Source organism: Candidatus Aquicultor sp. (assembly GCA_036504445.1).
GTDB lineage: Bacteria > Actinomycetota > Aquicultoria > Aquicultorales > Aquicultoraceae > DASXVE01.
In genome coordinates, this window is sequence record DASXVE010000016.1 from 1 (window position 1) to 12,037 (window position 12,037).

Sequence of the window (12,037 nt, forward strand, 5' to 3'; positions counted from 1 at the left end):
TCGAATCGATGGTCGCGCCGTCGCCGGTTGGCGGGGCGCTCAGATCGATGCGGTCGACGAGCACGGAAGCCCCTTGGGTAACCACGGCGGTTGCCGGCGGGTTGTGGGTGATGCTCACCGTATCGGCCGAGGAAGCGACTGAACGCGTTGCGCCGGTCAATACACCGAAATCAGCGACGACATCTGGCGTGACGACAGTAATATCGCTGTTTGTGAAGATCAGATTACTCTGAAGCGTATGGCCAATAACAGCGCTCGGCGATATAGTATAAACAACAAAAACGGTCTCTGTTGAATTCTGTGCAACCTGGAAGTTAAGCGATGAGAACTCTGCGATAGAAGCCGCGGTCGAAGTCGAAGCGATAGGGGTATCAGAGGCATCATAGATACCATCCGCGTTGGTATCACGTACCAGGCGAATCGCCGTAATATCAGAATCAAGAGCGGTTGTAGTACCGCTTTGACGTACCCTGATCGAATCAACCGTAATCGTATGGTCGCCGGCAGATGCATTGAACTGCAAAACATCGCCAACGAGGCTCTGTGAAGGGCTCTGTGGACCTGCAGGAATGGGACCGCCGGTAGGCACGATATGGCTTACAGTAAGCGTCTCGACACCGGCTGCAAATGCAGGTGTCGAAGAGAGTAAAAGAATAATAAACAGAACCAGCGCAGACAGTACTGCGAGGCCGGTAAGGCTCTGGTATGGTGATCTGTTTGCAGCGCACGAAATGTTAGACATATCACCCAGCGATCGTTTTATTGGGCGCGAAAGAAGCTTACGGCTCGTGCATCATTATTACTTCGTAAAACAACCTTCAACTACTGCGACAAACGGACCTTGCTATAAGTAATGCTATGGAATCACTGCTTCTTACACACAAACAAATTAAACAAAGGACGGCATGCAGCAGCCTACTTCAAGGCCGCAGCAGCCTCCTTATTATTCTTATCTAGTTGTACAGCCAAGGTAAATTCACGCCTGGCTTCGTCATCTTTACCGCCCTGCTTTAAAATCTGACCTTTGGCGGTATGTATCCGAGACAAATAGAGCGTATCGTTTTTTCCAATAAGCTTCTCAAGCTTGGTATACGTTGCTAACGCGTTCGCATACTGGTTTTTCTGAAAGTATGCATCAGCGAGCGCAGCATGAGCGCTTGTAAAACTTGGGTTAAGCTTGGTGGCCGTTTCGAGCTCGGCGATACCTTTATCGAGGTCTCTTTTCTCAACGAGAATACGACCTATACTATAATGGGCATCGGCAGAGCTTTTGTTAAGCTTAAGTATTTCCTCGTACCGCTTAAAAGCATCATCTAGCATACCTTTTTGCTCGTAAGAAAAGGCAAGTTTGAACTGAGCCGTCATATCGTTGGGGTTGCCATCAACCGCTTTTTTCAGTTCACTAAGGGCGCTATCCCACTTACCTTGACGGTACAACTCAAGCCCTTTTGCTTTTGCGGCGGCAGCTTCTTTAGCAGAGATCGAATCATTCGCATTATTATTCACGATTATTGCTGTAACACCGAGCGCTAATACTAGAACGACAATACCTGCTACAAGCAAAGTATTGTTTAAAGTAGGTCGCTTGCTCTCTTTAACCATCTACATATCCTCCTACGGTTTTTTAGTTTAGGCATTATGTATGCAAATGCGCTGGCTGTTGTGAGTAATATTACGATGTTAACTCGCTTTTCTTTGCCAGAAGTCTTGGAAGGGTTAGGTTCGTTAAGCTGGTACTTTGTGCCTCACCAAAAAGCAAACGCCAGTGTCTTTTTCGTATTGCATCCATTACATCATATTATCGCAAAATCTGGAAATAATAGCAAGCGTGTATAGCTGAATAAATGCTGGTAAATGTGGTAATTTATCAGTAATTTGTTTGACGCTCGGCTACCGATTTGGGGCTATTATTTATGGGAGCGAACTTGTATTGTGACACGACGTACAGATGACATCGAGTGCGTTCAAACTAGTGACCGAATTGGTATCGGTGCTAGATTTGAGCATGTTCGGCGCTATCGACGAATGAGGGAACGTGCCGCCATCAGCCGTGTGGCATTGTTTGCACGTCGGGCCATGGTTGCCGCTCAGATTGCTCGCCGTATCCGTAGCCGGACCGGTTATAATACCCGTTGGTGTATTCGTCAAAACATTATCCGGATCGACTAGCGCAAATCCGGTAACCGTATCGGTTAAATAGCCGCCGCCGGATGAGTCGTGACCGTATACCGTTGTTGTGACGCCATCGATGATAACCTGTTTAGGGTCTTTATGGCTTCCGAGGTTGGCGTTATGGCATGCAGAACACCAGTATGAGACGGTTTGTGAAGTCTCGCCAGCTATCGGTTTGTAATACAGGTAATTCTTGCCGGGATTTGGGTTTGATTTAAGCAGTTTTGTCGAGTTCAAATCGGCAAGCTTTACGGTTTGGTTATCATGCACCGAGTGGCATTCTAAACATCCCCATTTTGCCGATGTAATCGAATACGGCGGGGTGGTGTCATCCGGTGCGGTGACGGTTGTGGTAGAAGTTGCCGTCTCTGTGGCATTAAGGCCATGGCCGCGCTCGTTGAGCACAACCTCGACACCGGCGATTGCGGAGTTATCATGACAGTACTTGCACGTCTCGTCGCGAGAGTTGCCCCTGGTTAGCATGTAGCTGCCCGTTGCCAGGTGAACGGCATGGCAATCTTTGCACTTACTTGATGTTGTTGTATAACCGCCATGCGGCCCTTTTGGAGCACTGGTATATTTCGGGGGTTCATTGTAGCCGCCGAATGGACCTATTGGGATGATACCCGCCGCAGCTACTTGTATTGTAATTAATGAAAGAATAAGAGTTGCAAGGGCGAGAATGAGCGATTTACAAATTACACGCATAATAACTCTCTTGCCTCTGGACCTAAAGATACACTTCCTATTTATAGCTAAGTTACTTTACATACTAGCACAATAGGTGCGCTAGTGCAAGTGGTAAGCGCTCTAAATGGCCATACATTTACTCGATAATAATTTTTACGATTTGAACCCGGTCGTTAAATTTATCGGCGACAGCAAATATGCCGTTTTGGTCGTATGCAATACCGGATGGTAGCTTAAGTTGCCCTTCGCGCGAGCCTTCTTTGCCGAGCACGGCAATTTGCTTGCCGTTTGTATTCAACACGCGAATGGCGTTATCGAACGCATCTATCAGGAACAAGCGGTTCTTATCATCGATGGTCAAGCCGCAGGGCAGGCCAAACGTCCTGTTTTGCGCTTTGATATCTTTCGCAGGCTGACCTTTCACCCAGAGCAGGTCGCCTTCCCGTGAGAAGGCTTCTAAACGCAAGTTGAGGGTGTCGGAGACGTACACGCTGCCGTTTTTATTAACCGCGATACCTGTCGGTGAATCGACGTAACCTTCCTTGCGCCCTTTTTGCGCCCATTCCGAGAGCTTGCGCCCTTCGAGATCGTACGTAATGACATGACCATATGTTGTTAGATAAAGCTTGCCGTTGGCTATGAGCGGTTTGATCGGGTACATAACCCGGAACTCGCGCTTAAAGCGCCCGTCATTGTTGTAAACGACGACTTTATTAAGGGCTTTATCGGCAACAAAGATGCGGCCGTCTTTTGCCACTGTTACGCCTACCGGCTCAATGAGCTCGCCCGCATTGAGCCCCTTCTTCCCGATCTTTCTAATAAACTGCCCCGATGAACGGAATTCAAGTATGCGGGCACGACCTGTATCGGCAATATAGATGTTGCCCTCGGTGTCAAACGAGACATCCGTCGGGCGATACAGCATTTGTTCTTCTTTTGTACCGAAGCCGTATATACTGAAGAGGGGTTTTAGCTGCCGCGTTTGATATGCCGGCATGCCCGGTGGCTGCGACAGGATATAGTACAAATACAGCAGTATCAAAGTCATTATTACGAGTATGACTAAAAGCGTTATGAGAAAACTGCGTAAACTGATTCGTTGCATATACTGATCTACTCCAGCCTTTTTAAAGCCTTTTCGGCTTCAGGATAATTATCGACATATTTGAGAGCTTCACGATATTCCTGCTTCGCAAGCCCCCGCTTATTTGTTTTTTCGTAGCAGGAACCCAGGTAGTAATGTGCGTCAGAGAGCGTCGGGTTAATTCGTAGGGTGTCCTTGTATGCTTGTATAGCCTGGCCGTAGAGTCGCTGCTTTTCATAGAGCCTGCCAAGCTGGTAATGTGAGAGTTCATTATTTGGGTCAATCGCAGCTGCTTGCCAGAAGTGACCGACGGCATCGCTGGTCTGCCCGTTAGCATCCAGTGCCATCCCCATCTCAAAGTGCGCATTCCACGATCGCGGCTTGAGGCTGATCGCGGTATTGAGCGCATCGATAGCCTTGCGCGGTTGCTCGATTTCAAGGTAAACGCCGGCCAACCCGACATATGATTCGGCGTCTCGTGGATTTTGTTTGATAGCATCGGTATAGCGAATAAGATCGCGTTCAACAGCTGTGCGGATGACCGGCGGCTTAAAGTAGACGCGTTGAACGATAAGCGCCGACACACCGAACACAACGATGAGTAAAAAAATGATGGAGAGAGCCAGCCACAGACTGACTTTTTCCCCTGTCTGGGGGTTATCGATGGTTTCCGTATCGAAGTCTCTTGTTAAAACATCACGAAAATCAGTATCTTTATCCGATGTCATACATAGCACCTTACCGACAAGAGTATAGCAAACTCGTCCTTTTTACAAGCGATCATATGCGGCTTTCGCATCCGTCATCTTAGGATTGAGCTGGTACGCTTTGAGAAAAGCCTTCTTTGCGAGCGGGATCTGACCTTTCTGTTTATACGTCCATCCAAGGTTAAAGTATATACGATCATTGTTTGGCTCGATTCCAAGAGCATCCGTCCAGGACTGAATCGCACTATCGTAATCACCGAGCGTGGCATAGGCCACGCCGATATCTGTATATGCATCGACCATCACCGGGTTTAGCATTAACCCTTGTTTATAGACCGAGATCGCTTTTTGCAAATAACCCGGCCACCCTAGTCGGCCGGCTGCAAGGTAGGCCACTCCCGCCCTAAAATATACCTGCTCGTCAATCGGGTTGAGTCGCGCCGCTTCAGCAAATGCGGTTGAACCAGCTTGCAGATACCGGTCGTCTCTTGTTGTATTTGCACGTTTGAAATACGTTTCGGCAAGCGCGAGCTCATATAACGGCTCATAGCGATTAAACGTTATTGCGCGCCGGTAGGGATCGATAGCCTCAGAGACCCGACCGGCCGATCGTAAATTTTGTGCCTTTGAAAAATATATATCTGCAACGAGCGGGAATGCTGCGAGCACTGCAAGACAGGTCACAGCGACCGCAATGAGGGCGCGTGCGTACGTCTGCCGTTCTGTCGAAAGCGAGAAGGATACCGGTGCTGACCGCGTATCTGTGTTGAGCAGAGCACTTCCGAATCCGAGAAAGAGCCAGAAAAACGGTGCGGTTGAAAAGTGGCTGAAACTAAACTGCACATCGACCATATAGGCAAACGCAGCGCTGATGAGGCCTGCGGCGATCCAGCGCGCGCGCTGATCTTCGAGGGAGCGTACGCGCCGCGCCCCCAGCCAGATAAAACCGGTGAATAACCATAAGTAGGGAAGAAGCCCTAGCAAACCATGCGTAACTGCGAGTTGCAGGGCATCGTTATGTGCCTTGTCGATAAGCGGATTCGCAAAATGTTCGACCCAACCCTGGGGTTTATAGATGCCAAACACATATTTAAAAGTATCCGGTCCTGAACCGAGCAACGGGTTGTGCGCAACCAGCGGAAGCGCCGCATCCCACATCTGAACCCTGGTAAGCGAACTTGCCTTATCAAAGATAGAGGCTACACGGTCGATAGGGGAATACACGCCCCCAAAAGATTGGATAATGATAAGGGTGGTAATGATAACGCCGACAAGGATTGCTGTGGGTGCTAAGTAGTGCCTGATAATGTCCCGCTGAAGCCAACCGAGGAGCATAAATGCCAGAACAACGCCGATCCAGGCGGCCCGCCCGTAGGAAAGAAGCAGCGCGGCCGCTGCGAGCATGAAGAGGGCGTACAGCGTGCCCTGAACCGCAGCCGTACGCTTGCGACCTGCAATTACCGCGCCGGCAAGTGGGAGAACGAGCGCCAGGTATGTAGCGAGAAACGTCGTGCTGCCGAACGTAGCCATACTGCGACCGACCTCATAGACATTGGGCTGCCCGTATCCGGCACCGCAGTAGACCTTACTGATCAGAAGAAATGGGTTTGTCCAGAAGTGCTCGATAATGGCGATAACTGAAACCAGCAAGGCCGACGCCAGCATGGTGGCGATGATTAATCCAAAAGCACGTTCGTTGCGCGCTGCGCGGAATGCTGCGCAGTACAACACGATATAGCACGTGATCGATATAAGGCCTTCCCAGCGACCGTATTGTCCGAATAGCGAAGTTAGCGGGTGAACCGATTGCATGCTCGATATAAGCGCGACTCCAAAGAAAAGAATAATGGGCATTCGCAGGTTCGAACGCGGTATCTCGCGAGAACCGTTCTTAATCAGCGAGTCGAGCCAAATTGCACACAGCATGATTGCTGTGACCATAAGGAATACGAGTTTTGGCAGGCCAAACACCGGTGCGGCAAAAGGATTGGCAAGAAGAGGATAGATGGCGACAAAGCCAAGCAATACGAGCCCTGTTGCATCAAAGCGTTCTTTTATAAAAGCCAGTATGGCTGCGATTGATATTACCTCTTTTCAGCGTACTTGCTATGTATCTTATCACAACTGAAAAGCATCGGAGTAGCGGCGAAAAGGGTTTTCAAGATTTTATTATATCGCTTTGAAAATGACCTATTGGCTCGCAACGTGGCACTTGGCGCAATATGTGGGTCCGTGACAGCCAAAACAGTAGGCCGGCCCGGTTTGCGTAACAACGGTTCTATGGGTCGGGATCCATCCTCCCGGAGGGCCGGTATAGCCCTTGTGATGGCATGCGTTGCAGAAATCCTGTTGACGGTGACATTTCTTGCATATACGCGGATTGCTCTTACCTATAGTGCTGTGATCGTCCTTGATGAATTTATCGGGGTGCGGCACATCAACGCCGTGGCAACCGCGGCAGAACGCTTTTTGGTGGCATACGGCACATGTAGCCGTGCTTTGCGCAGCGGTTTTGCCATGATCCGGTACAAGCCAGGTTCCTGTTTTATGCGAGACAGGTACAAGGTCGAATGTTTTTGGGTGACACAGGCTGCACTTACCGGGCGCAACCGCCGTTTTCGATAAGCCGTGGCAGCGGAAACAGCCTTCCATACTGATAAAATTCTGATAACCCTGCGAATCACCGTGACCTACCCGGTTGTGACAGGTCGTACAGTTGATCCCTTTATCCATGTGAATTTGGTGGTTCATTACCAGCGTTTTACGTGGGGTGATAACACGTTTGGGCGTGTGACACTGAAGACAACCATCGTCATCTATTTGTCTGCTGAGCGCACTATCAATATTGAGAGGTTGCGAGAACGAGCCCGTCAAGTGCTTGACCGTATCATTTGCTAAGGCAACTTTTTGCTTCGCGAACCCAAACGGACCGGTATAGTGGCACGTTCCGCAATCGACCTCGGCATGGATGGATGTTTTCCACGACCGATAGTCCGCTTGCAGTTCGTGGCAGTTTTGGCAGAATGTTGGTTGAGCCGCAAACCAGTAACCATACCCGAAGGCAGCCACAAGAATAAGCGCAACAGCCCCGGCGGCAATCACAAGAATTCTTGTGCGTGGATTGCTCATATCGGGCAGCTTGATGCGCGAGGCTAATATCCTAGATTTTATGGCATCAAAATCAAACTTTCGCATTTTGCTTGATTGTAACACCAGACATGCTTATTAACAAGCACATTAATTAAAGGGTAGTGGGTCATTTTGAATGAAAATAATTTTAGACAGCCGTAATTATGTGGTAAGATGTATGTATTATGCATGACCGCTCAAGAAAGACGAAGCGCCCGACGGACTTAAACCGTCTTGCCGCTAGTATCGTCAATGAAGCAACAGAAGAAGAGCAAGCCTCGGAAGAACCCAAGCCCGAGAAAAATCAGGCTGCTGTCGAATTAGGCCGCAAAGGTGGTTTAAAGGGCGGCAAAGCCCGCGCTGAGAAGCTCACCCCTGAGCAACGGCGGGAGATCGCTAAACTAGCAGCGGCTGCCAGATGGAAGAAATCAGAAGATTAAATTGCCTCGCTATCTTCACTTGGAGCGTTAATACGCCATTCAATGTCTGGCCTGAAATCCATCGGCATTTCAATAGTTAGATTAAAATACACATGTTGTTAATCGTCAAGTAAAACTTGCGCAATTTAGCAATATGACCAAAAAATTTTGTAAAATATACATGTTAAGCATGAAATATGCTTGACTATGCTATACCGCTCAAGTATAATGGTCAGTATGAACAAGCTATCAGTCGAGAAGCGAGCACAAATAATAGGATGCCTGGTCGAGGGGATGAGCATTCGCGGCACGGTTCGGATAACCGGAGCGGCTAAGAATACCGTAACCAAGCTGCTTGTCGATCTCGGCAATGCTTGTTCAGACTATCAAGACAAGGTTATGCGTGATCTACCTTGCAAGAGGCTCCAGTTCGACGAGATTTGGAGCTTCGTCTACGCCAAACAAAAGAACGTGCCTGAAGAACACCAGGGCGAGTTCGGGTACGGCGACGTGTGGACATGGGTTGCTCTGGATGCCGACACCAAGCTCGTTCCCTCCTGGCTCGTCGGTGAGCGAAACACGGCGGACGCTGCGGCCTTTGTAGCTGACGTAGCGTCAAGGCTTCGCAACAGAGTACAGTTAACTACAGATGGATATAGGCCGTATCTGGATGTAATCGAGGATACGTTTGGTGGGGATATCGACTATGCGGTGCTCCATAAAATCTATAAAGACGAACCTGAGAAACCGAAGCGCTATTCACCGACCAGCTGCATAGGAACGGAGACTAAGGTTATCACAGGTAACCCAAACCTAGACCATGCCTCTACATCGTTTGTAGAGCGGCAGAACCTTACAATGAGGATGGGAATGCGAAGGTTTACGAGGCTTACGAATGCGTTCTCCAAAAAAGCAGAAAATTTAGCACATGCGGTTAGCCTTCACTTCATGCATTATAATTTCGCTAGGCCACACAAAACCCTATCCAAACCGTTCCCTACAACTCCTGCTATGGCAGCTGGTATCACTGATCATGTGTGGACGTTAGAAGAGATCGCAAAATTGTTGGATTAATTAGAGGCTAATTAATAACGCTATCTATAGTAATTTGCTCCTCTTGCTTGCGTGGACGATGTTCTCTTTTGCATTCACTATTGATAATCTTCATCTGTTATTTATATCCCAAAATTTCCGACTTAATTAATCTATCAAATTTTGCTAAATTGTCTTCCATCGTCTTTTGGAGCTTCTCTTTTTCTTCCATTAATTCTAACTTTTTTTGAATTACTTTTTCTCGTTCATTCTTATTAGGAAAAGGTATTTCTACTGTAGGTATTAAGTCTTTGTTAAGAGTTAAACCTTTGGCTGCCCTTTGAGCAAAGGGTTTGTAGTTTATTACTGGTAATACATGATATAAATATTCTTTTATCTCATCGGTATTGTACTTGTCTTTTAGCTTCAAAGCGCAGATGGCTTCATTCGTAAATAAATCTTTGGCAACAAAAGCTGTTTTACCTATGGTTAACTTAAAAGACATAAGAAGTGAACCAGATTTTATTAAACGTCTTTCGGTCATTTTTGAAAATCCGAGCTCACTAAGTTTTATCTGAGTATCAGTGATATATTTGTTCCCCATATCACTGATATTTGCCCAAAGGTATGGGCCACCATAGAAATCATCATTTGTCTTGCTCGGGGTATGACCAATAATAAAGTCATCACAAAGTTCACCTAATTCAATGGAGCTTTTAACCTTTTCATAGGCCTTGTAATGATTAAGAAATAATTTATATGTATCCTTTTTGATATCATCATAATTTAGAGTAAACGAGAGATTAGAATCAGACTTATCATTCCAAAGACTACGTAATAATGGTAAATCGTTCTTTTCGAAAGGTCTTCTTTTTGTTGTACCTATAAACCCATCGTTATTTACTTCAAAAAACCAAACATTTTTAGTTTTTCCACCTTTTTTAAAAATAATAATACTAGTCGGTTGCTTAGTATATGGTGAAAAGGTATGCACGCTTAACTGAATAATCGCTTCAATCTGACATTCTTCCACTAATTGTCTTCTGACCTTTACATAATCGATGTCTTTAGCGAAAAGTATACTGTCAGGAACAACGATACCAGCCCAGCCACCAGGCCTTAAAGCATCAAGCGCATGCTTTACGAAAACGGGGTTTGCTTGCTTTGCTGACAGCCCATACAAGTGAGAAAACTCGGTTTTTTGAGAAAACGGGAAGTTGGTTAAAATGGTGTCGTAGTCGTTATCCTTTCGATTCTGTAAACTATCTTGCTGGATAATATGGGTATGACCGTCTCCAGCTAATATCATATTCATTTTTGCTATTTTTGCTGTTCCTGTAAGTTCCCCACCAAAAATGGTGTCATTTTCAAGCACCTTAAGAGTATTTTTGGTAGGATTGCATGCTTGCTTGATATGTCTAAATGCTTCTATCAAAAACCCGCCAGTACCGCAACATGGATCATAAACTTTGTCGCCGTACTTGGGGTTCACTAGGTCGACCATAAGTTTAACTATATGCCTTGGTGTATAGTATTCACCTAAATCATTGCCAACAGTAACAGAGTTTTTAAGAAAGTATTCAAAAGCATCGCCCTTAACATCGCTATCTACATCTAAAAGAGTTAACTTCGAAAGTTCGTCTACTATTTGCTTGAGAATATTCGCATTTTTTATTATTAGCTTGCTAGAAAACACATCTCCACTATGATTATATTTATCAACCAATTTAGGCAGAACCGTATCATTGATATAATCAAGCATGTCTTGCGGCTCTTTGTCACAAAAGGCGCTCCAACTATAACGTGCTTCTATTCTTCGCGGCTCACCTTTACTTTCTCTGGTGGCCTCAATTTCATCAATCAATTTTAAGAAAAGAAAATTTGAAAACTCCGTGAATCGTTCTATGCCTTCTCGCATTCCTTCTTGACGAAGCAAGTCGTTTGCTCTAGCGAATATCCTAATTAAGTCTTCTTTTGTCTTCGTAACTTTTTGAGGTGAGGAAAGCTCATTTCCGGTGTTAATAAAACGAAGTAATGTCTTTTCAGGCAAAAGCTCTGTGACTAATTGCCCATCAAGCTTTAAAAGTCTTTCTTCTTCTACCCACCTAACCTCGACTATTCCACCATCTACCGCAAAGACAACTTTGGCATCAATACACTCTGCATAGTCAATGGCCTGCTTGATGGCTTTATCGAGCTTTATACCAATACGTTTTGCTTCAATAATCGCAAGTGGTTTTAAGTCTAGAGAAGAATAAAGCACATAATCAGGGAATCGCCCCTTGGGAAACCTTTGTGTTATCTTGGCTTTTTCTTCCTTTGTTCTTACTCGTTCAGTAAAAACATTGCAGTCTTTGCTGAATTCATCTATATTCCAACCTAGATTTTTAAGTATCCTATTAATTTTTGTTCTGGTAGCACTTTCTAACGGCCTAGTCAAGTTATCCATGGTAAAAGCATAGCACTTACAAATTGATTTGAAAAGAACGGGTTCCAATTTATTTTAATTATTGTAATCTTCGTTCAAACTGACCCACTACCAATTAAAGGCTACATCTTAATGCGAGTAACGTGTTGTCGGGGAAAACCTCTTGGTATGGCAAAATGCGCATTCATTCATGCGCGTTAGATGACACTGCTTGCACAGTTTTCTTTGAGGAATGACCGCTCCGATCTTGCCTATGTTGGGGTGGGCGGCCCCCGGGTGGCAGCGCGTACAAGCGAGGTGCGCTCGCGTGACGTGGCCTCGATGGCTGATTTTAATGTCGCCCGATGTGGAACTTACCCTGTTTAAGCTGTGGCAG

11 protein-coding genes are annotated in these 12,037 nt (G+C 46.3%); 2 read left to right on the forward strand and 9 right to left on the reverse strand.

Going from position 1 to position 12,037, the window contains the following annotated elements:
- From VGK02_03730 to VGK02_03760, 7 genes are all read right to left on the reverse strand, one after another.
- Nucleotides 1–742, reverse strand: a 742-nt coding sequence (locus VGK02_03730) for a hypothetical protein (protein ID HEY3374158.1), incomplete at its 3' end; no start/stop codon positions are given.
- Nucleotides 743–915: 173 nt separating this feature from the next.
- A complete protein-coding gene (locus VGK02_03735; GenBank protein ID HEY3374159.1) occupies nt 916–1,602 on the reverse strand; it encodes a tetratricopeptide repeat protein in 687 nt (228 codons plus the stop codon).
- 309 nt (nt 1,603–1,911) lie between these two features.
- Complete coding sequence (locus VGK02_03740; GenBank protein HEY3374160.1) at nt 1,912–2,880, reverse strand: cytochrome c3 family protein; 969 nt, start codon at nt 2,878–2,880, stop codon at nt 1,912–1,914.
- A 118-nt stretch (nt 2,881–2,998) separates the two neighbouring features.
- The gene (locus VGK02_03745) at nt 2,999–3,967 is read right to left on the reverse strand and encodes a 6-bladed beta-propeller (GenBank protein ID HEY3374161.1); all 969 of its coding nucleotides are present in this window, start codon (nt 3,965–3,967) and stop codon (nt 2,999–3,001) included.
- An 8-nt stretch (nt 3,968–3,975) separates the two neighbouring features.
- Entirely contained in the window at nt 3,976–4,674 is a 699-nt protein-coding gene (locus VGK02_03750) for a tetratricopeptide repeat protein (protein ID HEY3374162.1), read from the reverse strand.
- Nucleotides 4,675–4,716: 42 nt separating this feature from the next.
- The gene (locus VGK02_03755) at nt 4,717–6,678 is read right to left on the reverse strand and encodes an O-antigen ligase family protein (GenBank protein ID HEY3374163.1); all 1,962 of its coding nucleotides are present in this window, start codon (nt 6,676–6,678) and stop codon (nt 4,717–4,719) included.
- 165 nt (nt 6,679–6,843) lie between these two features.
- Nucleotides 6,844–7,848 (reverse strand): NapC/NirT family cytochrome c, encoded by a 1,005-nt coding sequence (locus VGK02_03760; GenBank protein HEY3374164.1) that lies wholly within the window; start codon nt 7,846–7,848, stop codon nt 6,844–6,846.
- A 119-nt stretch (nt 7,849–7,967) separates the two neighbouring features.
- Here VGK02_03760 and VGK02_03765 point away from each other — a divergent pair, with 119 nt between their 5' ends.
- Entirely contained in the window at nt 7,968–8,222 is a 255-nt protein-coding gene (locus tag VGK02_03765; GenBank protein ID HEY3374165.1) for a hypothetical protein, read from the forward strand.
- Nucleotides 8,223–8,438: 216 nt separating this feature from the next.
- Nucleotides 8,439–9,275, forward strand: a complete 837-nt coding sequence (locus tag VGK02_03770; protein HEY3374166.1) for an IS1 family transposase — start codon at nt 8,439–8,441, stop codon at nt 9,273–9,275.
- Nucleotides 9,276–9,372: 97 nt separating this feature from the next.
- Here VGK02_03770 and VGK02_03775 read toward each other — a convergent pair whose 3' ends face one another.
- Nucleotides 9,373–11,682: an N-6 DNA methylase gene (locus tag VGK02_03775; GenBank protein HEY3374167.1), complete on the reverse strand. Its 2,310-nt coding sequence runs from the start codon at nt 11,680–11,682 to the stop codon at nt 9,373–9,375.
- A 108-nt stretch (nt 11,683–11,790) separates the two neighbouring features.
- Nucleotides 11,791–12,037, reverse strand: a 247-nt coding sequence (locus VGK02_03780; protein HEY3374168.1) for a hypothetical protein, incomplete at its 5' end; no start/stop codon positions are given.

Bases quoted from the DNA above. Each gene is read 5' to 3' on its own strand.
- VGK02_03735 (HEY3374159.1), bottom strand. From the start codon at position 1,602: ATGGTTAAAGAGAGCAAGCGACCTACTTTAAACAATACTTTGCTTGTA.
- VGK02_03740 (HEY3374160.1), bottom strand. From the start codon at position 2,880: ATGCGTGTAATTTGTAAATCGCTCATTCTCGCCCTTGCAACTCTTATT.
- VGK02_03745 (HEY3374161.1), bottom strand. From the start codon at position 3,967: ATGCAACGAATCAGTTTACGCAGTTTTCTCATAACGCTTTTAGTCATA.
- VGK02_03750 (HEY3374162.1), bottom strand. From the start codon at position 4,674: ATGACATCGGATAAAGATACTGATTTTCGTGATGTTTTAACAAGAGAC.
- VGK02_03760 (HEY3374164.1), bottom strand. From the start codon at position 7,848: ATGCGAAAGTTTGATTTTGATGCCATAAAATCTAGGATATTAGCCTCG.
- VGK02_03765 (HEY3374165.1), top strand. From the start codon at position 7,968: ATGCATGACCGCTCAAGAAAGACGAAGCGCCCGACGGACTTAAACCGT.
- VGK02_03770 (HEY3374166.1), top strand. From the start codon at position 8,439: ATGAACAAGCTATCAGTCGAGAAGCGAGCACAAATAATAGGATGCCTG.
- VGK02_03775 (HEY3374167.1), bottom strand. From the start codon at position 11,682: ATGGATAACTTGACTAGGCCGTTAGAAAGTGCTACCAGAACAAAAATT.